We start from the raw sequence: 25,533 nt of genomic DNA on the forward strand, positions 1-25,533 counted from the left end.
CCTTTCTTTGATTTCCAATAGGGTCCTATACAATCATGTTAACTTAAACATCGTTAGATAACTCGCAATGCATCTCTGAAGGAACGCTGCCCTACTATGCATCTAAGCTGCTGCCTGTACGATTACCGGAAATAGCAGACGGATGTGTGCACCGCCTTCAGGACGATTCTGAGCCGAAATCATTCCTCCGCATCGCTCAACAATCGCGCGGGAAATGGCAAGGCCAAGCCCTGTTTCCCCATCCTTGCCCTTCACGAAACGGTGAAACAGATGGGGCAGCAACTCTTCAGATATACCCTCACCATCATCTATTATTGATAGCTCAATGCCATCTAGGCCAATTCCAGCCTGAATTAGAATGGTGCTGCGCGCATGTCTAGCCGCATTGGATACCACGTTCAGGAGCGCTTGCATCAGCTTGTCCTGGTCACCATAAATCGCCAGCTTTCCTCTATCCCTAGGAAGAATGGAAGTCGTTATCGTCACATGGTTTTTTACCAGCACGGGATTGATACGCTCTATCGTCTCTTCAATCCATTCGGTCAGGCTGACGCGGTCTGGCTTAAAATGCTCTTCCTCTCCATCGAGCTTAGCGAGCAGGGTCATCTCCGTCACGATATTTTTCAGCCGGCTGCTTTCGCTCATAATGATGTCCAGTCCTTTACCGACTTGTTCCCCTTCAAAAATCCCGTCACGGATTCCTTCTGCGTAGCCTGAAATCGACATCAATGGCGTTTTAAGTTCATGCGACGCATTTTGAATAAACTGCCGCTGGATAACATTATATTTGTTCAGCTCGCCAGCAAGCTCGTAAACCGACTTTGCAACGTCTCCTATTTCGCCATCGGCTTTAATGAGCTTTACCTCCGAGAAGCGGCGTCCCTTAACCTTTTTCAGCTCGACTTGGAGCTTCATGAGAGGTTTGATGAGTTTCCTTGTAATCATTAGGCTCAGCAAAAAAGCAAATATGACGCCACCGCAAAGCACGATAAGCAGCCTGCCCAGCAACGATTGCTCAATTAGCTTTATTTTGCTAATCGGTGTGAGCAGGGTCAAGGTACCGCCTTGCGGAATCGTGCTTGCAGCCGTAATGAATTGAGTTCCTGTCGTAGAACTGGAAGCAGCCAGCGCGCTCGGTTGCAGAATGGGCACGGACTGTATATCTACCTGCACGGGCTCAAGCGAACTATATAAAATGTTTTGGCTGGCATCCGTTAAAATCGCATCAACCTCGACGAGCGACTGCTTCGCTACAGAAGCTATGGCGCCTCCCACCACGCTGCTTGCTGGCAAGGCTTTTATTTCACCCACCTCCTGCAGGTTCAATGAAATGGACTGCCCCATTTGAATCATATCCTTCTTCTGAACCTCTATAAAATGATCAAGCAGCACATAATGGAACATTACGGCTGTTAGCGACAGAACGAGAATGAGCAGAAATGCAAACGCCAAATTAATCTGATAAAGAAGCTTCATGCCGCATCTCCCCTCCATTCATCCGCAGACGGTAACCATGTCCCCATACCGCTTCCACGGGAAGCTCCTCGATTTTTTTGCGAAGCCGCTTCACCAAATGATCGACCGCCCGATCGCTCCCAAAATAATCGTCACCCCAGATAAGGGTCAACAGCTCATCTCTGGCAAAAGCGCGATTAGGCCGTTCGGCAAGCGTCTGAAGCAGAGCGAACTCCTTGGATGTCACATCCACTTCCTCCCCGCACCAGAATACGCGTCTTTCGTCTAGAGCAAGTTGGAATTGGCCTGCTTCAAGCAGCACAACCGATGAAACCTGCTTTTCTTCCTCCCTCGTCCTTCGCTTATACCAGCGTTGAAGCTGTCGTTTGACCCGGGCTACCATTTCTCTTGGACTGAAAGGCTTAACCATATAATCATCGCTGCCTAGCTCCAGCCCTAATATTTTGTCAACCTCGTTATCTCTAGCGGAGATCATCATAATCGGAACCTCCGCGTCACGGCGGATATGTCTGCAAAACTCATAGCCATCCATGCCGGGAAGCATAATATCTAGAATCCACATGTCAGGCGGTTCCACGTTCAGCTGCACCAGCCCCTCTTCAGCACTTGCCAGTGCCACCGTACGGAATTGCTCTTTCTTCAAATAAGCCTCAACCAGCTCGCGTATATGTTGATCATCGTCGATGATCGCGATTAAATATGGGTTCATTGCATATCCTCCTATTCTGGATCTCTATTATTATAGCAAGCTAGAGTAACGAAAGGGGCTGTGCCACTGTTTTTCCACAAATCTTCACATGGATTGCCATCATTGAACGATACACTAGGTCCTGTAAGACAAACCCAAACCTTGAAGGAGTGTTAACCATGAATTACAAAATGATCTTCAAAAATGCCGCCTTGTCCACTTTGCTGCTGTCAGCTGTAGCTGGCCCTACTGTTTTTGCAGACTCCGCCCACACCAATACAAAGCTGGACCGCGTTACTGCGATCTCCTCAACTCACTTGATGGAGCCGATTAAATTAGAGGCCATTGCCAGCACCGCTGCATTCCAACTCATTGATCCCATTAAACTGGCAGAAACCTATGCAAAAGATTCGGTGAAGGAGTGGCAGGCTGTTATTGCACAATACGATAGCCTTGTATCAAAACGCTTCGAAGCAGTTAGCATTGGAGAAGTTAATGAGGCAGGAGTCGCACTACCTCGTCTAAGTCTGTCGTCGAAGGAGCTCAGCTTATCAACTGCCGCTCCAACAACGCTTCAAGCGGTTCCCGTAAGCGAAAAAGAACTCGCATCCATTAAGGCATACGCCGTAGATCACGTCTCTGCTCAACTAACGAGCGTACCTTTGCATGCGAGCGGCACGATTGCCGTTGCTGGAACTACAACGGCTAATTCAGCTATTGAAATCAAAGTCTCTCCATTCTTTAATGGCATGATAGCCCTAGAGAAAGCGGTCAAAGCCAATGATGAAGTTTCCATTAGAGAAGCGCTTGCGAAGCAGCTAGAGCTGTACAAGCAGGAAATTACTTCACTATTGCAAGACGGGGATCACCGTAATAAATAACGTGTAATGCTATAAATGATAGGCAGCCCAGTATCTTGAGCCGACTAAACTTCTTATGTTTTCTTAAAACAAGGCAAAGGTCAACATGATAAAAACGACACCCTGTACCGACTTTTCGGTGAGGGTGTCGTTTTTTCCATCATTGTCGCTTATATTTTCCAGCGTCTTTCCTTTCCAATAGAAAATCGAATACGTAGACCATCCCCTGTAATTGGAAACAAATCTAATATACATCACGTCTACTTATAAGAAGGGAGCTGCATATCGAGAATGAGAAATGTGAAAGGGAAAATGGTAGTAGGATCGATCGTTTTATTTCTGCTATTGCTTGCAGTAGGCGTATTAGAGTTGCGTTATGGAATGATTAAAAAAACGGTTTATGGTTACAAAGTGAATAATTATTTAGAGCAAACCTATAACGAGCCCATGGCGATTAAACATGTCACTTATTTATGGGATAATATCGAACCCATCCAAGCACGCGTTCACCCGAAAAACGCAAAAAATCTTGAATTTAGCGTATACCCGAGCGATGAAAGTTCTGGCGGCTTCAGGGACGACTATGTAGGCACATTATGGCTCCATCAGGTGAGAGAAGATGTGCTCCAGCATTTAGTAAATATGAGTGAGGAGTTTAAGAGTGCGCTATATATGGACTTCACCTGCTGCACAGCAGCCAGCTACGCTGCCAGAAAAAATGGCGGAATAGTCCCGAATTACAAGCAGGAAGCCTTAACCTTCGATGTTACCTTTCAATTCCAGAGGGGGATGGTTACTAATGATTTTGAACAAATGTATCAGACAATTCATGCCTTGAAGCAAATGAAACAGCCGCGATTCGGTACAGTATTATTCCTCTTGGAACCAGAAAACGAATCGTATCGTATTGCGTTTCGGATACCTGGAGAAAATTTGAAAAAAATGAGTTCGGCAGCTGCCCTTCATTCCTATAACGAGAGCCGTTTTCCCGCTAGGAAGCTTGCTGCTATGATCGACGCCGACATCCAATGGGATGAATCCACTTCTAGCGTCACGATGACCAAGGGAGATTTGGTGCTGCAAATCAATCATTGGGGAGAAAAAATTGTCATTAACGGAACGCCGCAGCAAAATCCTTTATCCTCATTTCTCGGAGATCATGGCGAACTCCTCGTTCCTGTAGCCTTCTTTGAGGAAGCTTTTCAAATATCGGTTCCTTTGATTGATCCATTTCATCAATAATTCAATCAAAAATTCCATAAAAAAACCCGCTTGAAAAAGCGGATTTCAAAGTAAGTATATTTCGTTTTCTTGCAGCTTAATGGCTATGAAACGAAGGTTAGCTAATGGCTTTACTCATGTCATAATCCGTTAAATCAATATCTAACTCCATGCCCATTGCTAATTTGGCCAATTGGACTCCGATGTACGGGCCCATCGTTAAGCCTGAGGCACCAAGGCCATTTACAGCCAACAACCCTTCCCAATCGGGAAAGGCGCCTATGACTGGAAGGAAATCAGCTGTGAAAGGACGAAAGCCTACCCTGACTTCCTGGAACGTGCTATCCGCCAGATCGGGTGCAAATGCAAGGCTTTTGTTCAAAATTTCGTGCATGCCTCCTGGTGTGATTCTCGTATCATAGCCTTCGATATTATTTTCATGAGTCGCCCCCATTACGATTTTTTGCTGCGCGAAGGCGAGCAAATATTGATCGGAAGGAGGCATAATGACTGGCCAGCTGCCCGTAGTTTGGCTAGCATCCGGAATCAGTACGTGCATAATTTGTGCTTTTTGATAGCTGACGTTGAATTGAATGCCTAAAGGCTGCAGCAGCATTTTCGCCCAAGCTCCTGCACAGACGATAACGATATCAGCCTCGTAGCGTTCTCCCCCTATCGTTACGCCTGTAACACGTTTGGATTGATATTCTAGCTTAGCATCCCCGTATATAAGCGCTGCTCCGTTTCTTTGTGCAGATCGGAGCAACGCATCACGAAGTGCGCGGCCATCGACTCGGGCAGCTCCGCTAATATGTATGGAGGAATATCCATCCACAAGCAGCGGGAATCGCGCTCGTGTCCCATTCTCATCAAGCCGTGTAATTTCACCGATTTCTGGCGCATCTTCCATACGCCCGTATGCCCGCTCTTCCATTTTGTCTAGCTTCACAGAATCCGTATGTATGCTGAGTGCCCCCACCTTTGCATAACCGGTATCCGTTTCCCCTTCGCTTTCAAGCTCTTTGATCAGCATGGGATAGTAGCGCGCTCCAGCTTTTGCAAGCCGATACCAAGCCTTATTGCGGCGCTGCGACAGCCAAGGGCAAATAATGCCAGCAGCAGCGTCCGTCGCTTGTCCTTCATCTTTCCGATCGATAATGATGACATCTGCTCCTTGCTTAGCCAATTGGTAAGCGGTTGATGCTCCTGCAATGCCCGCTCCAATGACAATGATTTTCATGCTGATTCCACCCCATTCTGCGACCGCTGAGCGATTTTCTTGTTCTTCATTCCGTTTGAGACCAGGAGTAGTATCTTCATTTTCTGCTCCGTTAATCACTCGTTACCCTTGCTATTCAAAAGTATTTCGACATTTTTTTTAATTATTCCTGCAAAACCAATCTTCCATTTTCTTTGGTCACTAAGGCTATGAATCCTAGTGAAATATCCATCCCTCACATCAATCATTGAATGATACTCGTCTAATTATTTCAATAGGGGACAAGTGCGGAAGACGAATCTATTCGATCTTCATATATTGTTTTATGAGATTACGCTGGAGGTGAGATCGTGGCGATTAGAAAGCCTATTTCAAGAATAGGCAGCAGCAAGAAGAGAATAGCATGCAATCCAAAGAAAAAGCGTCATTGCTCCAACAGATTGCCTTCTTCCGAAGTTAACAATCTTATAGAGGTACTTGAAGCAATCGAACAAATTCTTCCAAGGACGCTCAGCGAGAGCAGTATGGCTAGCAATCATACCCTTCGCGTGCAATTGATTAGAATCGAAGATTGGTTAAAGCGCAATCGCATATGCAACACATCTTTGCTAATCAAGCTGCTCAAGGAGATTATTCGAATTTTGGACGAAATCGCAACATCGATTCTCGATAAAGCAATGCAAGTACAAGTCGTTATCAATCAGCTGTTTATAACCGTGCAAAACATTACAATGACGACCATTCAAATGACCACGATTACTCAAGTAATCAACAATATCAATACGATTATTAACATGAACGGACCTGCGGGGCCACAAGGGCCAGTTGGACCGCAAGGTCCGCAAGGACCGCAAGGACCTCAGGGAATACAGGGAATACAAGGGATTCCAGGTACTTTCTCACCTGTATATGCGAGCGTATTCGATACCGGCAGCCAATTCATAACTCCTGCAGATCTCGTACGATTCAATCAATTCGATCAGCCGGGGTCAATAGCAGTTGGCGGCATAACCGCGACAGCAACTTCCATCACGGTTCCGATTGCCGGCGATTATTCGCTTAGCTGGCAAGTTTCATTCCTTCCCATTCCGGGACAAACTCATTGTGCATTTGGCTTATTCGTCAACAACGTCTTGTTTCCTTCTACGGTCTCTGGGCTTGCTGCTTTTCAAGATCAACAGATTACGAGCGTTGGCGCTTCTGTCATCGTAAGATTGGCAGCCGGCGACGTTTTGGAAGTACGACCGTTGTTCCCGGCGGGAACGGTCCAGCCAGCCATTGATTTAAGCTCAACCATTATTTATCCAAATGTGGTTCCACAACCGATCACTAGTGCATCCGTATCTATCATTTGGCTGGGCAGCGTTTAACAAATAAGCCAATGATATTCAAACTTCATATCTCAGAGATAAAAATGTTCTGAACAACGCAATCAAAACAAAAAAATAAGCTGACGCCGATAACGTATCGGTGTCAGCTTATCGCATTGGACAGGTTTCGGTGTATATGAAATGGATTGTTTAGCCGAATTACGAAAGAGCTTTAATTCGTTGGAATAATACGAATTTCCTTATCTAAATTGGCTAGCATCATGTAATTGCGATTGAAGGTAAAGATGCGTTTTATCTGGTAATAAGACATGGTCACAGCAGTGAATGCTTCGCTGAGCGAGAAATGGAGCTCTGGCCTGTCCATCAGCAGTCTGCGTGATTCCCCATCAAATTCGTGGCTGCTGGAGATGACCGCCAGCTTGCCTTTACTCACCGCTTTATCAATTGCTTTCAGAAAATATTCCGCCTGCTGATAGCTGTATTCATTGCGAAGCCACTCGTGAAGCTCAAATATGATGGAGTTAGTTGTTATGTAATTCCGTTCCAGATCGTGCAAATCCAGAAACAGGGAACGGGCTTTCACATAGCGTGGGTCTTCAGGGTTCATTAATGCAGCTAAAGCTGTACTATCCAAAAAAATCGTATCCTGTATGTTCAAATGGTTATCCATGTGTTTACGCTCCTTAATCCACTAGTTTGCAAATGGCATCCAAATAAAGAAGCGGGTTATCTTCTTTTTGATCCACTGAAATAGGCACTGACTCGCTAGGGGTGCTTGCTAAATATTGGACAACAATTCCGTTAACGATCGCTTGCACTGTCGTTTGCTGCATTTCAGCGAGTGATTTCAGCTCAACATAGTGCTGTGATTGGAGCTCTATCATGTTTTTTTCTTGTTCTTCACTTCTTGAAGAGATGAATTCTGTCGCGGTAGATTTCGCTTTTTCAAATTGATTCTGAAGGAAGCGTTTATAATTATTCACCTTCGGGATTCACTCCTTATATATTGTTCCTATACATTTTCGTCGAATTATGTCGATTTCAGGGGGTGGACGCAAAGAAAGATTTTAACGGAAAAGGTAACGCATAAAAAAACCACCTGGAAAGGTGGTTTAACAACTGAATGATACTGTTTATTCTACGCATGCTGCCCGTTAATGAGAAGGTTATGACTTGAAAACTTAGCAGTCGCTCGTTTCTCAAACGCGTTCCAATTCGGTGTCGATATGTTTGCTTGTTGCTTCAATTTATCGAATGTATCATACAAGGCTGCTATTTCGCTAAACGATCCATCTACCCATTTAATAAAAGGTAAATGATGATACATTTTTAGCCCATAATATAATCCGGTTCGATGCTTGCGAATGATGGTTACGAGTGAAGCTGGAATAGCCGTATAGCCTAGCTTCTCCAATACCTGAAACCCTTCATCCATAACGGAGATGGCTTGCTTCAAAAGAGCTTTGTCTTTAGACGCTTTTTTGTAATCACCGTCGTAAAGATAACTAATCGAGTTCAATGCCACTATCGGCACGATATGACTTTTAAGCCACGCGTCCATGTCATCGTGATAGGTTAATTTGTAGCTTACATGCTTGAAGGCATCTTCTACTACATGTTTGAATGGGATCTCACCGGTGAGACTGCCTAGTACCATTTGCCCGCCTCCTCGAATACAGACGATGCGTCCGCTCTCTTCACGGAGACCTCCGCTAAGCTGAAATCCGAAGCTGACATTTTTTTTCACAATACTGCTCTCGTGCAAAATGTTTTGCATGCCATGAACATCAGCATTATTGCCGACAAGTACGATATTTTGGCTATTGTTCTCAGCTAGAATTGGCAGCACGGATTGAAAATCATTGTATTTCATGACAACGAAAATAAGATCATATAAGTCTTCTGGTTGAAGGGCGTGAATAACGTTTACTCTATCAACAGTAGTTCTGCGCTGAAAATAATGGCGAATAACGAGTCCGTCTTTTTCCAATTGCTCTGCTCGTTTACCTCTGGCCAGAACGGTGACATCATGATCTCCTCGCACCAGGGCATGAGCAAGATAACTGCCTAAGACGCCTGCGCCAAAAACTAAAATTCTCATCGTTATCTCCCCTTCTGTACATACGTACAATCGTTGTTTTTTCAACATTTGTTCGATATGATTAGGTTATCCGTTTGCCCAATGTGAATCAACCGTTAGATTTATCAGTTTTGTCGGTTTTTCAACAAAGTATGATCATTTGTTTAATAAAAGGAGCATCCCATGGATCGAAGAATAAAAAAAAACCAAACAGCTATTATGAATGCCTTAATTCATCTAATGGCGAGCAAGGATTTCGAAAAAATCACAATTAACGAAATTGCAGAATACGCAGATGTTAACCGAGGCACCATTTACTCGCATTACATAGACAAATACGATCTTTTGGATAAATGCATAGAAGTTAATATAGAACAATTGATCGACAGCTGTTTGCCTGAGAATCCAGCAGATGCATACCCTTCTAAGCATTCATTGCGGCGTACATTTGAACTCATGGAGAAAAATGCGTTTTTTTATAAAACCCTCTTGACGAATAAAGGCGTTCCCTCCTTCAGAAACCACCTGCAAGAAATGATGATACAAGGCATACGCGAACAAATCGTTGATCATCATTTAAGCTTAAACGAGCTGCAAAAAGATATTTTAGTTCAATTTTTGAGCTCGGCGACTGTCGGAGTCATTGAATGGTGGCTTACTCATGAAATGCCCTGTTCGTCAGAAGAGATAACGGAACATTTATGGGTACTTCTCGAGACGAATCAAGTAATACCTCGATTATCTATTTGACTTTTAAATGTCTTCATACAAGCGTAAACGGCTGAAGCCGTCCTCTGGCGACTAAGCTTACGTTTCGCGTAGAAATATAGAGAAAGTTGGCGAAATGATATTTTAAAAAAAGACTGCCTTGTTCAGGCAGTCAGATCGTGAGCTTATTGCTGGCTTTATCTATATCTATCGACAGCCCTGTCTAGATTCTCATCGAATCCAAACGCCAGTGTTCGATTTGGGATCGGATTTGAGAAGGATTTAACGGCTCGGCAACAGCTCGTTTACACAAACCGGTAAACTCTTTGTCATCCGCATTTCGCAATGCGATGATCTGTGCGATAGAGAGTGCAGGATCAAGTTCTTGCCCGGTTAAACGATAATGCCTAAACTGCTCTTCCAACCGTATGATCCGATCTTGGGTTTTTGTCGCATACCCGCGAACGATCATGGCAATAAAAACTAAGCTTATGGCGATCAACATGAAAAGGCCAGCGCTCGGAATGTTGCCGTCGTTTCGCAATGCTTGAATGCCGTTTATGAGTGACCAAACAAATACAGCCATAACCAATGGGAGTGTTACAAAGTGATAAGGTGGATGAAATCGCAGTGATTTGCCATTATGTTGATTTGCCATATAAACCTCCCGTTTTATCGTCATCATCGCGTGTCTTTAATCCTAGTGCCGTTTTTTGCCCCTCCGTTTGATATGTTGATTATTAAACCTATGATATAAAGGTGAAACTTTGAACGGATTTGAGGAAAGTAGTTCTCATCATCCATGCTGTATACGATACGGACGGTTAAACATTCGTATGCCGGCTAGCTTTGACATGCTTCAGTTGAGCAACAATAATGACGCTGATGATAACCAGAAGGAACCATGAGCTGATCTTGCTGAAACTTACCAACTGCCAGGATTGGTACTGGTCAGGATATTTCCATGCATTAAAAAAAGTAGCGATATTTTCGGCCAACCAGATGAAAAAACCTACGATAACAAAAGCAAGCGTCAAAGGCATTCGATAAGTATTGGTCCGTACCCGATAGATGATCCAGGTTTTCCAAAAGACAATGAGCACGAGACCTGTCAGCCACCAACGAAAATCCGGAATGAAATGGTGAGTGAAGAAGTTCAGATAGATGGCTCCGCCTAGCAGACCCGCGGCTAAAAGCCCCGGCCAGCCTGTTATGTCCATCTTCAGTCTTCGCCATATCTGGCACATGAAGCTAGCAACACTTGCATACATGAATCCGCTGTACAGCGGTACATCAAACAATTTCGTGAAGCCCGGCTCAGGATACGACCAAGATCCCATTGTCACCTTATACATTTCCAGCAGCAATCCAATTAGGTGAAAAACACAGATCACTTTAATTTCATCTCGTGTTTCTAATCCGCTTCTGTACATAAGGTACTGCACGGCAAGCAGGATTAGAAGAATGGCATCATATCGGTAAACGAAAGGAATCTCTATTGCGCTTGAAAGAGCTAAAGTACCAAAGATCGCAACTGGAAATATGCAGCTCATCGCTTGATGATAGCCAAAATGAAGCAGCTGTATGATTGGTTTCATTGCTGTTATCTCCTCGCCGTGCAGCTTTAGACTTCTCAACCATCAGAGTTTAAGCTATTCTAATAAGCTATTCTAACAACACAAGCTCCTGCTCCCCCTTAAATCCAACCTTCGAAACAATCATATAGGTTCAATTGAATATTAAAAATAGAATTTTTTATTGCTTTTGTTTCTTATTTTCAATCTAGAGTTCTGGATTCGTGTAACAAAAAAGAACAATGCCCTAAACGATAATCCGATAGAAAGACATGTTTGAATAGATGTCCTTCATGATGGTTATCGTTCAAGCACACTGCCCTTGTGATTCTTGCAAAACGATGCCCTGCCGTAAACATGCATTTTTTAGCCAAAACGCTTAAAACGACGGATAAGCTCCGATGCCTGATCTATCGTCTCCTTTATGATTTCAGCAGCAGGACGCTCTTTAGCTAACCGCAGACCTTGTCCTGCCCACAATGACATATATTCCGGATTATTCTTTTGGGCTGCAGCCTGGCGTATGTCCCTGGTCAATGCGTTCTGAATCGGGTAGGCGGGAATTTGACCGGGGTAAGCACGCACGTCATTCATAAAATTCGTGAGAATGCCCCGAGCGGCTTTGCCAGAATAGGTATTCGTGATTTCAGTTGAGTCTTCGTTTGAAGACCTTATTTTCCGTTTATACTCGGCATGTGCGCCACTCTCAACACTCGCCAAAAAGGCGGTGCCCATTTGCACGGCAGAAGCGCCCAATGCCAGGCTGGCAATTAGCCCGCGACCGTCCATAATGCCGCCTGAAGCGATAACAGGGATTGAAACGTGATCCAACATTTGAGGAACGAGCGCCATCGTACCGATCATGGATTCGGTGGTACTCTTCAAGAAATTCCCGCGATGCCCTCCTGCTTCGCTTCCCTGAGCCACGATTGCGTCTACCCCCGCAGCTTGCAAAAGCTTGCCTTCCTCGACCGTCGTTGCCGTGCCAACGACGATCGTCCCGCCCTGTTTCATCGCTTCAATTACGTCAAGTGACGGTATGCCGAAAGTAAAACTAAATAGCTTGACGTTTTCTTCCAAAACAGCTTGTACCTGCTCCTCGAAAGACTCTGCAAATTTCGGGATGATAGGGTTCGGAGCGATGCCAATCTCTGCACGAATCTTATTCAAATAATCGTTCATTCTAGAAATCGATTCTTCCGATGTATTTGATTGCTCGGGTACGAACAAATTAATGCCGAAGGGCCGATCTGTTCTCTGTCTGATTTCCCTGATCGCAAGCCGGATTTGTTCAGGCGTTAAATATCCGGCGCCAAGGTTCCCGAGTCCCCCGGCATTCGAAACGGAAGCTACTAAATCCGGCGTTGTCGACCCGCCTGCCATTGGGGCTTGGAATATCGGGTATTTAATGTTCAGTAACCGTGTTAATTCTGTTTCCATCTTCTTAGAACCTCCTGTTTATGTAGATACATGCATCGTTATATTCAAGGCTATATTTAAGTTTAGCAGTCTGGAATAGCTATTCAAGCATGCTAACAAATGTTATTGTGAATCATAGCAACATTTCGAGCAGTACAGTCTTATTTGTAGTATAGTGGTTAAAAAGTGATAATTGTATGAAGGAGCTGATATTTCAGTTATGAAAACCTATTACTGTGATTTAGAGGTTACATTGGACGTTATTGGAGGAAAATGGAAAGGGCTTGTTTTATACCATGTCATAAAAGGGCCAAAAAGAACGAGCGAGCTTAAGCGGCTCATTCCTAATATTACTCAAAAAATGCTCATTCAAACGCTTAGAGAACTAGAATCAAGTGGTCTTATCGCTAGAAAAATGTTTAATCAGGTCCCTCCGAAAGTCGAGTATTCCACAACAGAGCTTGGGCAATCGCTTGAAACGGTATTAAAAGCACTTTGCTCATGGGGTATCGGTTATGCTGAGGAAGCATTCGCCCAGGATGAGTACGAGATTCTGAAATTGGAATAACCATTCGATATTTATCCGTCAAAAGAACATTCATTTCCCTTGGGTTGCTAATTCTCATTGTGCATGCTCTTTTTATTTGCAAACCATCTCCTTAGGCTCATCCATGCACATAGCAGCGGAATATATCCATACAATAGAATCCAACCGGACAAGGTCAATACGGAATCCAGCTTTTCTATCATCATCGGATTTTTCATCGGAAGCATAATGACAAATACAAGACCACCGGTTATCCATAGTGAAGGCCTAGATTTGATACCGATCGTTTTTTTTAGAATTCGGATTGCACCCCATAAGCCGACACAGCATGCGGAAATTATGACAAAAAACCAAATAAAAATATAAATATAATCAAATCGTTCAAGAAAAGGAAAACGAATGATTTTGGACAATATAAGCGTTGGCCAGATCGTATGCTGCAGTTCTTGTATATTAAAATAGGAAAAGCTAACAAACGCGATAATCAATGGAATTAATGTGGAATGGGCAACCGCTATATGAGCCCATTTCTTAGACTTTTCCTGGTTTTTAATAAAAGGATACAGCAAAAGCAAAAACTCAACACCTAACATCGTAGTTAAGGAATGATAGGCAGACTCTGCGAACTGATGAGCATTGTGATTAAACAGAGGGAGAAAGTTCGTCCAATGCGCCTGCTTTAGCGGGAAATACAGCGACGGGATCAACAGGCTAGGTATGATGACACAGAAGAAACAAATACCCGTAATGACTCTTAAGCCTCCGGAAACAATGTAAGAGGCAACCAGCAGAAACAAGATCGACAAACTCCAAAGCGGTGTATACGGAAACACCCATACATGTATGACTTCTATATATGGTCTTAATTCATTTACGATAAATAAAAGAATATAGCCATAGAACACAAACGTCATAAGGCTGCCGACCCATTTTCCGAATAATTGGTTATGCAAAGAAATAATGTCGCCTTCCGTTGAGTGGGACAGCAAATAAAACATCATCGCAATAATCAAATGCAAGCTTAGTCCCACTGCCGCAAAAGAAAATAGAGAGTCCATCTCGGCTCCGTTAATAATGCGGCTTTGGAAAATCAACAAGGTGCTTCCCATTTGCGTGCCGTGTATTAAGGTCCATAGCAGATATGGCGATACAGTTAAGCTTTCCTTCACTTGTTTTCCCACCGGATATCCTCCTGACGAAATTACTCCCCGACTCCGGATTTGCTTAGGCTCGTACGGAAATGAACATCGAATTTGATATTTTTATATTCGTTCGCATAGAACTTGTCTTCCGACCAGCTGCGATGGCGAGTCCTCATCAAATCGCCGATTCCGAGCGGGTCAACTTCCTCTTCTACGAACTTGTGCAGCAAGGCAAGAAGATGGCTTTGAAGCTGCGCCTCCAGTTGCTGCACTAATGAATGCGTGTTTTTTTCTACATCTAATGAAAACCAATCCGGATATTCATTTACCATTCCGCTTAGTACGAACGAATAAGTCAATGTTGTCCCGTCCTGATTTTGGATGACCTTCCTATTCAGCTTGCCGGAATTAATTGTGAAAATAGCTGGCGACACGTTTGAGCCCTTTTGGATGACAAACGGAATATCCCCCCGCAAAGCGTTGCCTTGCAGCAATTTGAAATATATCATTTCATCCTGATCCAAGACAAGCTTTAAAAGATCTGCCTTGAAAATCGCATATCCAGAAATTTCAACCTGCTTTTTGGGGTTTAATTTGAGATAGGGTACGGAAAAATCCCGTCCCGTGCCATAAAAATCAAACAGTACGGTTGACAGATTCGAATATGGAATCATTTTTTCCTTCATATTTTGTTCGATTAATTGATAAGGGTAATTTTGACTCCCTTTCCCTGCAAGGCTTTCCGATACAGCGGCAAATGGTTCGTCAAAAACAGCCAGGATCACATAGTTGCTGATGACAGGGTCCCGACAGATCGTTTTAAGGAAATTAGTAATTCCTCCTTCGGCAACCTCTCTGCTGAACGCCAGCATTTTGAGCTTCTCCATCCGGACCGGCTGCGCGGATTCGAAGGCCATCTCGTTGAAGATTTCCCTTGATTGCTTCCCTTTTCCGTTGAGCACCTTGATTTTCCCTTTATCCTCATAATCTGAATATAAAGCCGATCCCGTATATCCGGAATCATTTTTGTCGATCCCAAGCACGGTTAAGCTCCGTATATGATCGACAACACCATCGCTGCCGCAGCCGGTAAGAAAACACAATGCTATACAAGGAATCAACAGATTCTTAACGCTACTCATCGTTAATATCCTCCTTATCCTCCTTTGGTTGATACTTTGTAAGCACTTTAGGCTTTAAATATTTGCTTCTGCTTGTCATAAAGGCATACGATGCCCGTATGATACTGTCTGAGAAATTACCCGTACGGAACGGGAATATCGGCACCAAATACGGCGTCCCTAACGATTTCAGCCGCAATAAATGACCGGTTAATAAAAGAAATCCAGCCGTAATGCCAAGCCCTCCCCATAAAGCGGCAAGCAGGATAAAAGGAAACCGCAAAAGCCTGATCGTATTCGCCATTTTGAAAATAGGAGTCGTAAATGAGGCTAGCGCCGTTAATGCAACTATGATTAACAAAATATTGCTGGTCAGAGCCGCATGAACCGTTGCCTGCCCGATTACGATACCGCCAACGATGCCCAGCGTTTGTCCGATTTTCGTAGGAAGCCTCGCACCTGCCTCCCTCAGCAGCTCAATTGTGATTTCCAGAAAAATGGCTTCTATTACTGGAGGAAACGGAACATGGCTCCGTGACATGATCAGCGGTTCAAGCAAGGCTTCAGGCAACACGGCGAAATGATAGGTTAATATGGCAACATAAAGCGGAGTAGCGAATACAGAGAAAAAAACACTCATTATCCGAATGATGCGAAAGAAGGAACCGATGATCCACGGCACGTAATAATCTTCGGGCGATATAAAAAAATCCAAAAATGTAGACGGTCCGGTAATGACATAAGGCGATCCGTCGGAGAAAACGGCGACTTGGCCGGATGAAATGGCATAAATGACGCGATCCACTCTTTCGGTGGAAAGAAACAACGGGAATGGCGTATTGGTGTTGTCTGAAATGATTTGATCAAGAAACGAACTGTCATATATAATATCAACGTCAATCGCCTGGAGCCGCTGCCGGGCAGTCTGCACATGCTGATCGTTCGTCACCCCATCCAGGTACACGATCATCACCTTTGTGTTGGACATAGACCCGACTGTTACTTCTTCAAACACCAACTCCGGCACCGCCATTTGCTGTCTAAGAAGGTGAATGTTGAGATCAATATTTTCCACAAAGCCGACTTTTGGCCCGACGACGCTAAATTCATTTTCGGTGTCATTGCTCAAGCGATGACCGCGTTCCGTTATATTCACGTTTACAAGAATGAATGCATCATCCGTTTCGTTTAACTGGATGAGCACATAACCTTTAATCAGCTTTCTCTCCACTTCTGCTGCATCATAGGTCACATTTATTTCTTCTAAGGGGATTATGTTCTTCATATCCTCAATGCCATTTATATGTTTGATATTTTTTTGGATTTCCGAAACGAGGTAACGGTTTATTTTCAAGTTGTCCACTAGCGTTTGAAAATAACTAATTTGAATTCGAACAGGAAAGTCGCCTTCAACCGGGGAAAATTGATGAAAATCACTAGATTTGCACGCCAGTCGTAAAACCTCAGCGATCGTTTTATGAGCTTCTTTCATTTGTTTAGTTGAATCCTTCGCAGGTTCATTATTCCGCTGCATGGTCTACTCCTTGCCTGCACCTGTAGTATGAGTTAACACCATTATGTTCGGTGATCTCCAAAACTATACATTTCCGATGCCGCAAGGCTTGATTTAGGATCGAGCTGACCGGTTAATTAAAAAAGCATAAGTACGCTTCCGATTTTTCCTGCCCCATTTATTCTTTTCGCAAAAAAAAAACCTCTTCAAGCTCACTCTCACCTTATGCGATCATAAGGCAGTTTTTGAGAAGTGACTTGAAGAGGAATATATGAATGGCTCAATCTGCCTAGTGCTTGTTAGACCTTGTTAGGCCACCGTTTTTCAGACATCTGCAACCGTATATTCTAACTTTAGATTTGTACAACCCCGCCATCTACGAACAGTTCAATTCCATTAATATAGCTGCTCTCCTTAGAGGCAAGGAAAATGGCAGCATTAGCGATTTCTTCGACTTCTCCAATTCTTCCTAATGGTGTAACTTGTTTAGCATACGCAAGGAAGCTTTCTAAATTGGAACCGAATAAATCATCGTAAGCCGGCGTATGAACAGTTCCGGGACTGAGTACATTTATGCGGATTTCAGTGCCCTTTAAATCAAGGATCCAGCTGCGTACCAGCTGTCTGATCGCCGCCTTTGATGCGCCATAAATGCTAAACGCTGGATTCCCCATCGCCCCTGCTGTAGAACCAGTCAGGATAATCGATCCTATCTTATTCGGAAATAATGGCAATGCCTTTTGCACCGTGAATATCGTTCCTTTTACATTGACGTCGAATGTTTTGTAATAGTGCTCTTCTGTAATTTCACCAAGTGGAAGCAGCGATCCCAAGCCGGCATTTGCAAAGAGGATATCCAAATGCCCTTTCTCCTGTTTCACGGTTTCGTAGAGCTTGTCCAAATCTTCCAGCTTGGAAATATCGCCTTGAACGCCTGTTACATTCTTTCCAATTAATTCAACTGCTTCATCAAGCTCATTTTGTCTGCGTCCTGTAATAAAAACGTATGCGCCTTCTTTTACGAATTGCTGTGCAGTTGCTAGGCCAATTCCGCTTGTTCCTCCCGTTACGACTGCTACTTTACCATCAAATTTACCCATATGATGACTCTCCTTTAACCATTATTTTAGTTTGGCATAGGAGGTTCTTCTACGAAAAGAGTGAAGAACATCTTATACTCGCCAGTATGAATGAATAGTAACAATAATAATAGTACGCACTATTATGTTATATAGTCACCTAAAAGTAATAATTGTGATGGAATGAGACATTTCACTCGAAATTTTTTTGGCAATACTAGCTATTGTTCGTATATGCACGGAGGATGAGAACATCAAATGTTGTTTCATCAAAAAAGCGGACTGAATTCCCCTTTATTTCCAGCGGTGCAAATATCCATTATTTCCATTAGGCTATTGATCGTATAAGTACTTTGAATTTCAGCAGAGCTTTCTAGTGAATGCCTATTAAACCAACACGTATTAATCCCTGACAAAATACCGCCTTTGATATCCGTATTTAATGAATCTCCTATAATGAGAGCTTCCTGTTTGTTAAAATCTTTAATATGATTCATCACATACTCGAAAAACTTTGGAGATGGCTTTTGAAATCCGATACTTTGCGAATCAAAAATATATTCAAAAAAATCATACAAGCCAGATGACTTCAATCGCCTGATCTGCGTTTTAGTGATGCCATTGGTGACAATAAATAACCTGTGGGACGCTGATAACCTTTGACAAACTTCCAAAGCTCCTTCAATCATTAGCTGGCTCCCACTGCCCAATAGCTCCCTATACTCATTTTCCCATTCCATGCCATCTACGACTTTTCCTAGCTTTAACATCGTTTCAGCAAATCTTTTGTTTAGCACATCATTCAAAAGGATATTTCCATTTTCATATTCAGCCCATAATTGTTTGTTGACGGAACGATATACTTGAAATGTTTCATCTGATAAAATATAGCCTTGTTGCTGAAACAGTTTGTTTAACGATTCCGTTTCATTAGCGCCAAAATCTAACAAAGTATCATCTAAATCGAATAGCAGCAAGTTATAGCTCATATTAACTCTCCTAACGGTATCATCGTCTTTCATTCTTATCACCTTACCAACGTTAATATAACGCTATAAACGAAGTCAATCCCCGTGCATCGTCGATGTACGGGGAATTTTTGCAGCATATGACATTAAAATCAAGCAACTTTATTCTTTTTCAGGGAACATTCCTGTAGAGATCGCAATTCGATTCCATGCATTAATGGTGTTGATTGCCATAATAATCGTCACAAATTCTGCCTCATCTACATGAGCCCGAACGCTTTCATACAATTCCTGCGGCACGCCTTGCTCTGAAATACGAGTTACAGCTTCCGTAAGCTCAAGCACTGCTCTTTCTTTGTCCGTGTAAACAGGGGCTTCACGCCATGCGCTAAGCAAATAAATCCGCTGCTCTGTCTCGCCCATTTTCCGTGAATCCCGTGTATGCATAGCCATACAATAAGCACAACCGTTTATCTGAGAAGCTCTAATCTTAATGAGTTCATATAGATTTGCATTCAAGCCGCTTGTCTTAATAAACCCTTCCAGCTTCATCATTACTTGCAAAGCACCTGGGTTAGCGCTCATATGATTTAATCTAACTTTCATCGTATATTCCTCCGTTTTCGCTATATTTTAATTTCGCTACCAGAACAATCGTCGACAACATTTATCGTCGATTAATCTTATCCCCAATATAGACCTTAAGTTTAAATCTGTCAACTCCAAATAGTGATCATTACGGCAAGAATACCCATCACCCATATTTGACAAGGGTTTTAAATCCACCTAAGATGATTAATAGCAATCTTTTTATCTAGAAAGCAGGTGTGTGCATGCAGTATAGTATTGGAGTTGAATATGGCCTGCATTGCTTGGTATATTTAATTGACATTCCAAAAGATTCGACTATTGGGATTAAAGAGCTCTCCGCATTTCAAGGTGTTTCGGAAACCTATCTTTCGAAAATTTTTGGAAAATTATCAAAAGCCGGTATCGTAAGCTCAGTTCCTGGTGTAAAAGGCGGATATAAATTAGCAAAGCCTCCTGCGGACATTTCGTTTTGGGATGTGGTTGAAGCTGTCGAAGGCGCTTCCCCCATTTTTCAATGTAAAAATATTAAAAATAACAGCTACCTTTGTCGCGATGAAGAATATGCAGCTTGTACGCAAGCTTCTTCCTGTGTCATTAATTTAGTAATGCTTGATGCCGAGGATAGCATGCGCAATCTTCTGCGCAACAAAACGCTAACTTGGTTAAATGAAGAGCTTGATCGCGTACTCACTCCTCAATCACGCAAAGAAACCCGTGAATTTTTCGCAAACAGTAACCTGAATCACTAACTCCACAATCTGCACTATCAAGGTACAGTAGGTGAAATAATACAAAAGCTCCTGCAGCTTGCAGGAGCTTTTTACTTTATTTTAGTGATGGATAAGGATAACGTTTGCGACATCGTTTCTCGTTTCCTGTTATCTTTTCCATGCCGTTCTTTTATTTGAAAGCAAAAAACCACCCATTAGGGTGGTCTTCGCTCATGAGGAACCGATTACAATTCGAATAGGATTTTGGAAACATTGGCGTTCACCTGTCTGATTATAAGTCGTTATAGTGAATGGTCTTTATCGTTCCATCTTCGTTAAAGTGCAGCTCCGTATATTTCACACATCGTTTATGATTCACGCCATCGGACATGGAGCTGTCGTGATAGAACAGATACCATTTATCTTCGAATTCCACAATTGAATGATGGGTCGTCCACCCGATAACCGGAGTTAAAATCGTCCCTTTAAATGTAAAAGGGCCAAGCGGATTCTGGCTTATTGCATAAACCAGCTTATGCGTCGTGCCCGTTGAATAAGACAAATAATACCAGCCGTTATGCTTGTGTACCCATGGTCCTTCAAAGTATCGGCGATCCTCATCACCAGCTGTAATCGGAAGGCCGTTCTCATCGACAATCGAAATCTCCTGAGGAACGCCTTGAATGGACAGCATATCATCACTCAGCAACGCAACCCGAGGACCAAGCGCTGGCGTTTCCTGCTCCGGCCCTGTTTCATCTGGCTTGAAGATGCCTGTCTGCCATTTTTCCAATTGACCGCCCCATAGGCCTCCGAAATAAATGAACGCCTGATTGTCATCATCCATGAACACTGCAGGATCGATGCTGAAGCTGCCCTCCATGTAAGTTGGCTCAGGGGCAAACGGCCCTGCAGGAGATGCGCTTGTCGCTACGCCAATTCTGAATATACCGTCATGATCGCGGGCAGGGTAATATAAGTAGTATGTTTCGTTTTTATAGGCAGCATCAGGTGCCCAAAGCTGCTTTGAAGCCCAAGGAATATCCTTCAAATGCATGGCCTCACCATGATCAACGACCGGAGAATCGAAATTATCGATGGATAATACATGATAGTCCTCCATCGCATATTGATCACCATTGTCATTATTAGGACCATCGTGGTCGAGATCATGTGATGGGTAAATATAAATTTTTCCCTCGAATACATGCGCGGAGGGATCTGCCGTATAAATATGAGTGACAAGCGGCTGGTTAGGTGTTGGTTTATTATTCATTTGAAATCTCCTTTTTCGATAGAGGTTAACGAATAAATAAAGTGTAGTGCTTCTCAAAGCCGAAAACAACCCATCATTCCATAGTAAAACACAGAAAAACTATAGATTTTAGTCCAGCACACCTATCCCATCCTACAGCGAACCATTTTAGGGGAAATTTCACTTCATTTAGCAATCAATGCTCAATTCCAAAATAGGTGGACAAAGCTGATTTAAATTCATCGTTTGTCTTCGGCGTGAAAGTCCTTACACCGGCAGAGGTAAAAATACGGAACTCACGGTCGGAAACGGTACGTCGTCCTTCCGGCGTTCGCATTGCAACGATCGGGTATTTGTTAAAAATGGAATCATCGGCATTTTCACACCAAAAACTCGCAAATAAATAGTCTTTCGGCAGCTGCGGCTCCTCTGTGAAGGAATAAATACGATTCCATCCGTTATTTTTCTGCTCGCAAAGCAACCAGCCAAAATTAGCATCCACTTCGAGCCGGAAGGCGTGATTGCCTTGCTGCTGTACTACCCCTTCATTTAATGGAATAGGTCTGCAAGGTACGATCCCACCTACACCAACATCGCACAGGTAGTCGATGCCTTCAACTTCTACTATGAGGACATGATGACGCCTTTTAGGCGGGAGCTGCTGCTCATCTCTCCAGAACCTAGCGACCAAATCCGTTACTTTATAACCGAGCTCCCTCAGCAACCATCCGAATAGTGCATTTAACTCGAAACAATATCCCCCGCGCCGACTCACTACAATTTTCTGATACAGATCCTGTGGATCAAGTGATAAAGGCTTGCGTGCCAGAATATCCAAATTCTCATAGGGAACCGTGTACAAATGTTGTTCTTGCAGGTCTGCCAGCGTGTTTGCGCTGCCATCCAGCGATCCTTTAAAACCGATGCGATCCAAATAGTTCTGAATGGATTGATGAATATGAGTCACTGTAAAAACACCTTCCTTTGGAAAATGACTTGCTCTGACTGCGATCCCATTCCGCAGCTATGTCCATTTCAACAACAAATATGGTCTATTTGATGTTAACACCTCTATGGAAGTTATTGCTATACAAATAAATGAAAGTAGATACACGATCAGTACTGCTGCGAATTACCAATAAATAGCTTAAAGCGCCCGCTAACCATCCGGTCAGCGGGCATCTTTATTGCACTCACATGAATTGGACTAGAATTAGATTTGCTTTACGCAACAGTATTACTAATAACCTTTAGAAAACCGTTCTTCTGCAAGGCTTTAAGCTCCACCCCATTGATCAAAAATGGTTTAGTTTCGACATTCACCTTAAATTTGCTGTAACTGACATGGCAATCAAATGTCTCAGCAATAAAACGAAGTGGAACAAATATACGATTTTCTTTGATGCATGGCTTGACATCAAGCAGCATTTTCACACCACTTTTCATCACTATATTGCTGTTCAAAGTTAATACTACTTTTATGTTGTTTTTAGCGAGAATGACCTCGGAATTGGACCAAAAGACGCTAGCTCCTAAATTTTCGCTAATCACACGCAGAGGTACCATTATTCGATTGTTCATGATCCGAATATGACGTCACCCACCAGATTAAGACGAAATTGGTTAAATTTTGTTGCACTATTTTCCCATTTAACAGGAAGAGGCTGCCGTTTCATATCGGCAACCTCTTCCTGTTTATGGTAAAGCTATAGATACTCCTTCGATTGATACAGGTCAGCAGTGCATCATTATCGATGCCAAAACCATAAAGGATCAATCTTATGTGCTTTCAAAGCTTATTTTTCCCCGTCTACCTTCTCTATTGTATAAATCGGAAATAAACGTTGCTTTCGGGTTTTCACTTACTTCGTAATGATTTCTTTTCCGCTATTATCGCCGTTCTGGCCGATAAAAATTTTCCATGTGGAATCAGTTGCATCATAATTGACGTCCTTAATAATCGGAATTTCCCAGTTCTCATCGGATAGAGAAGATAGCGCTTGGCGGATAGCCTTTGCTTCGCTCATCGTTGCTCCTTCAGGCTGCAAACCAGACTTGACGACTAGGTGCTCTGCTTCTCCCTGTTGAGGATAGGAATCCATTAATTCACCATACTTGATCCATATTTTCACTTGCTGACCGATCTCCACATTAGCAGTCACTTCGGAAAACCAGATCGCTGAATAGAAGTCGCTCATTCCGCCGTTTGCACTATAATCTGTGCTGCGACGCTCGACGACGAGAATCCGGCTGTCTTCTTTTTTTACGATATATCCTTCAAACGCATGCTGGTCTGACAGCTTCGATTCGTCAATGCCAGAAGGCATTGAAATAGCATCAACTGTCGGCTTCGGACTACCGCTCGATTCAGAAACGACTAGAGCTGAATTCGGATTCGAAACGCATCCGGACAAACACAAGAGAATAACAAACAAGCATTTAATAAGAATCATATGTTTTGCATTCATTATAAAGTTCCCCTCGCAGCAACGTTTTTTACTTAGACGAGGAAAATATGGGAATTGTTTCATGAATAAACCGGTGTTATCGCCTGCTTTTCCCTTAAGGGTGGTCTACACTGATGTCGAGCACTAAAGGATTATGTTTCAAACATGACCATGGGTTACGCGGCCTAAATAAGTTCAACATCTAAAACTTCACCAAAATCAATAAATAAATCATTAATCCCAATGCCATACAGGCCGCAAATTTGTAATTCGGCATTGCCACCTCGAATACCGTCTTCTTGAGCAATCCAGCCAGCAAATTGTTTACGGCTGATGCGGGCGATATTGGATTAGACAATGCCCAGCTTCCAAGCAGCAGCACCGCGAAATAGATGGGACTAATCTGAACATGCAAAGGATCAATGCTTCCGGCAAGTATGGTAACAGGCACGATTGGATGAAGGCCTATTAAAGAGGTACCTGCAATTAATGCCACTGTGAAAATCGAAAATGTGACCGCTACCGGCAGCGGAATATGCTCCAGCAAGCTCGGAACAATCTCTCCAAACTTCGTTACGCCGATTGACCCGCTGAAGAAGCCAGCAGCTAGAAACAGTGTGATCTCTTTCCGCAAAGCAGGTAAAGTGACCGTCACATGATTTTTAAATCCTTCTTTGTATACGGTCATTTCTCCCTTAACAAAGCACCACAAAAGTGGATAAGAAAGTGCGGCCAAACAAATTAATAAGACCATGGGCAGATCGATCACACGCTCCATAGCCAAGATGACAATAATAGCAGCTATCAAATAAATGCCGAGTCCGAACGGAAATACCGCTCTCTCCTTTTTTTTCGCTGCCTGGCTAGGTTCCGCTAGGTCAATATGAAGCAATTCCCGAGAATCAACCAACCAGCTTACAAAAAGGCTTAGGATCGCTAACCCAAGCATATAAGGCAGTACGGAAGACCATGGCAGACCCAGCGCTGAGGTCACAAGGGTCATCGCGGCGAAATACGGGGACCATAGAATTGCTCCGGCAAAACCGCGGTTTAGCGCATTTGCAAGCAGCAGATTCATGCCCGGCTGGGGCTTTACGTAGACCAATTGATAAACGACCGGAATCGATCCAACATTGATAAATACACCCATGAGCTGGGTAAGAAGCTGCGTTCCTAGGAATAAAGCGGACTTGCTTCGCAAGTTCACTTCATAAAACTTCTTCAAGGCTTCAACGTATGCTGGAAGGCGGACCGGAATCCCGAATAATGGCGCGAATAGGAACAAGGTAACGATGGTCACGTTTATCCCAGCCGATTCAAACCATATTCTAGCATCCGCTTTCTGAAGCCATAATAGCACGGCTCCAGTAACCATAAAGGACATGGTTAGCCATAACGTCATTCCCTTAAGCTTCGGCAGCAGCAAGACGATTGCAACAAACACTAAGCCTCCCAGAAGATAGATTAGCAGCTCGAACTTTGTCAATTGCAAAGCAATATATACCGCAGCAATTGAGAATATAAGCGTTCTCTCCATTGCCGCTTTTACTGCGGGTGCCATCTGATCTGTCCTCTTTTCCCATC

Annotated in this window: 26 protein-coding genes; 6 read left to right on the forward strand and 20 right to left on the reverse strand. The window is 43.3% G+C overall.

Annotation, left to right across the window (positions count from 1 at the left end; all coding sequences use genetic code 11):
• Window positions 1-102 precede the first annotated feature (102 nt).
• Complete coding sequence (locus FHS16_RS09410) at window positions 103-1,476, reverse strand: sensor histidine kinase (RefSeq protein ID WP_183561218.1); 1,374 nt, start codon at window positions 1,474-1,476, stop codon at window positions 103-105.
• Window positions 1,454-2,185, reverse strand: coding sequence for a response regulator transcription factor (locus FHS16_RS09415; RefSeq protein WP_183561220.1), 732 nt, complete (start codon window positions 2,183-2,185; stop codon window positions 1,454-1,456). Before FHS16_RS09415 ends, FHS16_RS09410 begins: the two co-directional genes overlap by 23 nt.
• A gap of 158 nt (window positions 2,186-2,343) precedes the next feature.
• On the opposite strand from FHS16_RS09415, the gene FHS16_RS09420 reads away from it, so the two are divergent.
• Together FHS16_RS09420 and FHS16_RS09425 are read left to right on the forward strand one after the other, a co-directional pair.
• The gene (locus FHS16_RS09420) at window positions 2,344-3,045 is read left to right on the forward strand and encodes a hypothetical protein (RefSeq protein ID WP_183561222.1); all 702 of its coding nucleotides are present in this window, start codon (window positions 2,344-2,346) and stop codon (window positions 3,043-3,045) included.
• A gap of 270 nt (window positions 3,046-3,315) precedes the next feature.
• On the forward strand, window positions 3,316-4,266 hold the full coding sequence (locus FHS16_RS09425; protein ID WP_183561224.1) for a stalk domain-containing protein: 951 nt from the start codon (window positions 3,316-3,318) through the stop codon (window positions 4,264-4,266).
• A gap of 97 nt (window positions 4,267-4,363) precedes the next feature.
• On the opposite strand, the gene FHS16_RS09430 is transcribed toward FHS16_RS09425, so the two are convergent.
• Window positions 4,364-5,485 (reverse strand): NAD(P)/FAD-dependent oxidoreductase, encoded by a 1,122-nt coding sequence (locus FHS16_RS09430; protein WP_183561227.1) that lies wholly within the window; start codon window positions 5,483-5,485, stop codon window positions 4,364-4,366.
• Window positions 5,486-5,814: 329 nt separating this feature from the next.
• Between FHS16_RS09430 and FHS16_RS09435 the strand changes: the two genes are divergently transcribed.
• Complete coding sequence (locus FHS16_RS09435; protein WP_183561243.1) at window positions 5,815-6,834, forward strand: hypothetical protein; 1,020 nt, start codon at window positions 5,815-5,817, stop codon at window positions 6,832-6,834.
• A 172-nt stretch (window positions 6,835-7,006) separates the two neighbouring features.
• Here the strand turns inward: FHS16_RS09435 and FHS16_RS09440 are convergent, their stop codons facing one another.
• The 3 genes from FHS16_RS09440 to FHS16_RS09450 all read right to left on the reverse strand — a co-directional run bounded on the left by FHS16_RS09440 (window position 7,007) and on the right by FHS16_RS09450 (window position 8,896).
• Window positions 7,007-7,465: a type II toxin-antitoxin system VapC family toxin gene (locus FHS16_RS09440; RefSeq protein ID WP_183561245.1), complete on the reverse strand. Its 459-nt coding sequence runs from the start codon at window positions 7,463-7,465 to the stop codon at window positions 7,007-7,009.
• A 13-nt stretch (window positions 7,466-7,478) separates the two neighbouring features.
• The gene (locus tag FHS16_RS09445; RefSeq protein ID WP_183561247.1) at window positions 7,479-7,778 is read right to left on the reverse strand and encodes a hypothetical protein; all 300 of its coding nucleotides are present in this window, start codon (window positions 7,776-7,778) and stop codon (window positions 7,479-7,481) included.
• Window positions 7,779-7,933: 155 nt separating this feature from the next.
• Window positions 7,934-8,896 carry a ketopantoate reductase family protein gene (locus tag FHS16_RS09450; RefSeq protein WP_183561249.1) on the reverse strand — a complete coding sequence of 321 codons (963 nt, stop codon included), beginning with the start codon at window positions 8,894-8,896 and terminating at the stop codon, window positions 7,934-7,936.
• A gap of 162 nt (window positions 8,897-9,058) precedes the next feature.
• On the opposite strand from FHS16_RS09450, the gene FHS16_RS09455 reads away from it, so the two are divergent.
• On the forward strand, window positions 9,059-9,625 hold the full coding sequence (locus tag FHS16_RS09455; protein WP_183561251.1) for a TetR/AcrR family transcriptional regulator: 567 nt from the start codon (window positions 9,059-9,061) through the stop codon (window positions 9,623-9,625).
• A 181-nt stretch (window positions 9,626-9,806) separates the two neighbouring features.
• Here the strand turns inward: FHS16_RS09455 and FHS16_RS09460 are convergent, their stop codons facing one another.
• The 3 genes from FHS16_RS09460 to FHS16_RS09470 form a co-directional block, all read right to left on the reverse strand.
• A complete protein-coding gene (locus tag FHS16_RS09460) occupies window positions 9,807-10,241 on the reverse strand; it encodes a DUF6526 family protein (RefSeq protein ID WP_183561253.1) in 435 nt (144 codons plus the stop codon).
• A gap of 166 nt (window positions 10,242-10,407) precedes the next feature.
• On the reverse strand, window positions 10,408-11,181 hold the full coding sequence (locus FHS16_RS09465; protein ID WP_183561255.1) for a DUF817 domain-containing protein: 774 nt from the start codon (window positions 11,179-11,181) through the stop codon (window positions 10,408-10,410).
• Between the two features lie 342 nt (window positions 11,182-11,523).
• Window positions 11,524-12,597 carry an NAD(P)H-dependent flavin oxidoreductase gene (locus tag FHS16_RS09470; RefSeq protein ID WP_183561263.1) on the reverse strand — a complete coding sequence of 358 codons (1,074 nt, stop codon included), beginning with the start codon at window positions 12,595-12,597 and terminating at the stop codon, window positions 11,524-11,526.
• Between the two features lie 199 nt (window positions 12,598-12,796).
• Between FHS16_RS09470 and FHS16_RS09475 the strand changes: the two genes are divergently transcribed.
• Window positions 12,797-13,144, forward strand: a complete 348-nt coding sequence (locus FHS16_RS09475) for a winged helix-turn-helix transcriptional regulator (protein ID WP_183561266.1) — start codon at window positions 12,797-12,799, stop codon at window positions 13,142-13,144.
• A 47-nt stretch (window positions 13,145-13,191) separates the two neighbouring features.
• Here the strand turns inward: FHS16_RS09475 and FHS16_RS09480 are convergent, their stop codons facing one another.
• From FHS16_RS09480 to FHS16_RS09505, 6 genes are all read right to left on the reverse strand, one after another.
• On the reverse strand, window positions 13,192-14,304 hold the full coding sequence (locus FHS16_RS09480) for a GerAB/ArcD/ProY family transporter (RefSeq protein WP_183561268.1): 1,113 nt from the start codon (window positions 14,302-14,304) through the stop codon (window positions 13,192-13,194).
• 20 nt (window positions 14,305-14,324) lie between these two features.
• Window positions 14,325-15,407, reverse strand: coding sequence for a Ger(x)C family spore germination protein (locus tag FHS16_RS09485; RefSeq protein ID WP_183561270.1), 1,083 nt, complete (start codon window positions 15,405-15,407; stop codon window positions 14,325-14,327).
• Window positions 15,400-16,920 carry a spore germination protein gene (locus tag FHS16_RS09490; RefSeq protein WP_183561272.1) on the reverse strand — a complete coding sequence of 507 codons (1,521 nt, stop codon included), beginning with the start codon at window positions 16,918-16,920 and terminating at the stop codon, window positions 15,400-15,402. The genes FHS16_RS09485 and FHS16_RS09490 overlap by 8 nt, the downstream gene beginning before the upstream one ends.
• A 332-nt stretch (window positions 16,921-17,252) precedes the next feature.
• Entirely contained in the window at window positions 17,253-17,999 is a 747-nt protein-coding gene (locus FHS16_RS09495; protein ID WP_183561274.1) for an SDR family NAD(P)-dependent oxidoreductase, read from the reverse strand.
• Between the two features lie 248 nt (window positions 18,000-18,247).
• Window positions 18,248-18,967 carry a YjjG family noncanonical pyrimidine nucleotidase gene (locus tag FHS16_RS09500; RefSeq protein ID WP_183561276.1) on the reverse strand — a complete coding sequence of 240 codons (720 nt, stop codon included), beginning with the start codon at window positions 18,965-18,967 and terminating at the stop codon, window positions 18,248-18,250.
• Between the two features lie 141 nt (window positions 18,968-19,108).
• Entirely contained in the window at window positions 19,109-19,552 is a 444-nt protein-coding gene (locus tag FHS16_RS09505; RefSeq protein ID WP_183561279.1) for a carboxymuconolactone decarboxylase family protein, read from the reverse strand.
• Window positions 19,553-19,779: 227 nt separating this feature from the next.
• Between FHS16_RS09505 and FHS16_RS09510 the strand changes: the two genes are divergently transcribed.
• Window positions 19,780-20,286, forward strand: a complete 507-nt coding sequence (locus tag FHS16_RS09510; RefSeq protein WP_183561281.1) for an Rrf2 family transcriptional regulator — start codon at window positions 19,780-19,782, stop codon at window positions 20,284-20,286.
• 253 nt (window positions 20,287-20,539) lie between these two features.
• On the opposite strand, the gene FHS16_RS09515 is transcribed toward FHS16_RS09510, so the two are convergent.
• From FHS16_RS09515 to FHS16_RS09535, 5 genes are all read right to left on the reverse strand, one after another.
• Window positions 20,540-21,523 carry a glycoside hydrolase family 43 protein gene (locus FHS16_RS09515; RefSeq protein WP_183561283.1) on the reverse strand — a complete coding sequence of 328 codons (984 nt, stop codon included), beginning with the start codon at window positions 21,521-21,523 and terminating at the stop codon, window positions 20,540-20,542.
• Window positions 21,524-21,698: 175 nt separating this feature from the next.
• Window positions 21,699-22,469 (reverse strand): arylamine N-acetyltransferase family protein, encoded by a 771-nt coding sequence (locus FHS16_RS09520; protein WP_183561285.1) that lies wholly within the window; start codon window positions 22,467-22,469, stop codon window positions 21,699-21,701.
• A 257-nt stretch (window positions 22,470-22,726) separates the two neighbouring features.
• Window positions 22,727-23,083, reverse strand: a complete 357-nt coding sequence (locus FHS16_RS09525) for a copper amine oxidase N-terminal domain-containing protein (protein WP_183561287.1) — start codon at window positions 23,081-23,083, stop codon at window positions 22,727-22,729.
• Between the two features lie 281 nt (window positions 23,084-23,364).
• Window positions 23,365-23,970, reverse strand: a complete 606-nt coding sequence (locus tag FHS16_RS09530; protein WP_183561289.1) for a YobA family protein — start codon at window positions 23,968-23,970, stop codon at window positions 23,365-23,367.
• Between the two features lie 181 nt (window positions 23,971-24,151).
• The gene (locus tag FHS16_RS09535) at window positions 24,152-25,510 is read right to left on the reverse strand and encodes a hypothetical protein (protein ID WP_183561291.1); all 1,359 of its coding nucleotides are present in this window, start codon (window positions 25,508-25,510) and stop codon (window positions 24,152-24,154) included.
• Window positions 25,511-25,533: the final 23 nt, after the last annotated feature.

This window comes from Paenibacillus endophyticus (genome assembly GCF_014192395.1).
Taxonomy (GTDB): Bacteria; Bacillota; Bacilli; order Paenibacillales; family Paenibacillaceae; genus Pristimantibacillus; species Pristimantibacillus endophyticus.

Excerpts from the sequence above, each read along its gene's own strand:
- FHS16_RS09410 (WP_183561218.1), bottom strand. The coding sequence starts at position 1,476 with ATGAAGCTTCTTTATCAGATTAATTTGGCGTTTGCATTTCTGCTCATT.
- FHS16_RS09415 (WP_183561220.1), bottom strand. The coding sequence starts at position 2,185 with ATGAACCCATATTTAATCGCGATCATCGACGATGATCAACATATACGC.
- FHS16_RS09420 (WP_183561222.1), top strand. The coding sequence starts at position 2,344 with ATGAATTACAAAATGATCTTCAAAAATGCCGCCTTGTCCACTTTGCTG.
- FHS16_RS09425 (WP_183561224.1), top strand. The coding sequence starts at position 3,316 with ATGAGAAATGTGAAAGGGAAAATGGTAGTAGGATCGATCGTTTTATTT.
- FHS16_RS09430 (WP_183561227.1), bottom strand. The coding sequence starts at position 5,485 with ATGAAAATCATTGTCATTGGAGCGGGCATTGCAGGAGCATCAACCGCT.
- FHS16_RS09440 (WP_183561245.1), bottom strand. The coding sequence starts at position 7,465 with ATGGATAACCATTTGAACATACAGGATACGATTTTTTTGGATAGTACA.
- FHS16_RS09450 (WP_183561249.1), bottom strand. The coding sequence starts at position 8,896 with ATGAGAATTTTAGTTTTTGGCGCAGGCGTCTTAGGCAGTTATCTTGCT.
- FHS16_RS09455 (WP_183561251.1), top strand. The coding sequence starts at position 9,059 with ATGGATCGAAGAATAAAAAAAAACCAAACAGCTATTATGAATGCCTTA.
- FHS16_RS09460 (WP_183561253.1), bottom strand. The coding sequence starts at position 10,241 with ATGGCAAATCAACATAATGGCAAATCACTGCGATTTCATCCACCTTAT.
- FHS16_RS09465 (WP_183561255.1), bottom strand. The coding sequence starts at position 11,181 with ATGAAACCAATCATACAGCTGCTTCATTTTGGCTATCATCAAGCGATG.
- FHS16_RS09470 (WP_183561263.1), bottom strand. The coding sequence starts at position 12,597 with ATGGAAACAGAATTAACACGGTTACTGAACATTAAATACCCGATATTC.
- FHS16_RS09475 (WP_183561266.1), top strand. The coding sequence starts at position 12,797 with ATGAAAACCTATTACTGTGATTTAGAGGTTACATTGGACGTTATTGGA.
- FHS16_RS09485 (WP_183561270.1), bottom strand. The coding sequence starts at position 15,407 with ATGAGTAGCGTTAAGAATCTGTTGATTCCTTGTATAGCATTGTGTTTT.
- FHS16_RS09490 (WP_183561272.1), bottom strand. The coding sequence starts at position 16,920 with ATGCAGCGGAATAATGAACCTGCGAAGGATTCAACTAAACAAATGAAA.
- FHS16_RS09495 (WP_183561274.1), bottom strand. The coding sequence starts at position 17,999 with ATGGGTAAATTTGATGGTAAAGTAGCAGTCGTAACGGGAGGAACAAGC.
- FHS16_RS09500 (WP_183561276.1), bottom strand. The coding sequence starts at position 18,967 with ATGAGCTATAACTTGCTGCTATTCGATTTAGATGATACTTTGTTAGAT.
- FHS16_RS09505 (WP_183561279.1), bottom strand. The coding sequence starts at position 19,552 with ATGAAAGTTAGATTAAATCATATGAGCGCTAACCCAGGTGCTTTGCAA.
- FHS16_RS09510 (WP_183561281.1), top strand. The coding sequence starts at position 19,780 with ATGCAGTATAGTATTGGAGTTGAATATGGCCTGCATTGCTTGGTATAT.
- FHS16_RS09515 (WP_183561283.1), bottom strand. The coding sequence starts at position 21,523 with ATGAATAATAAACCAACACCTAACCAGCCGCTTGTCACTCATATTTAT.
- FHS16_RS09525 (WP_183561287.1), bottom strand. The coding sequence starts at position 23,083 with ATGAACAATCGAATAATGGTACCTCTGCGTGTGATTAGCGAAAATTTA.
- FHS16_RS09530 (WP_183561289.1), bottom strand. The coding sequence starts at position 23,970 with ATGAATGCAAAACATATGATTCTTATTAAATGCTTGTTTGTTATTCTC.
- FHS16_RS09535 (WP_183561291.1), bottom strand. The coding sequence starts at position 25,510 with ATGGCACCCGCAGTAAAAGCGGCAATGGAGAGAACGCTTATATTCTCA.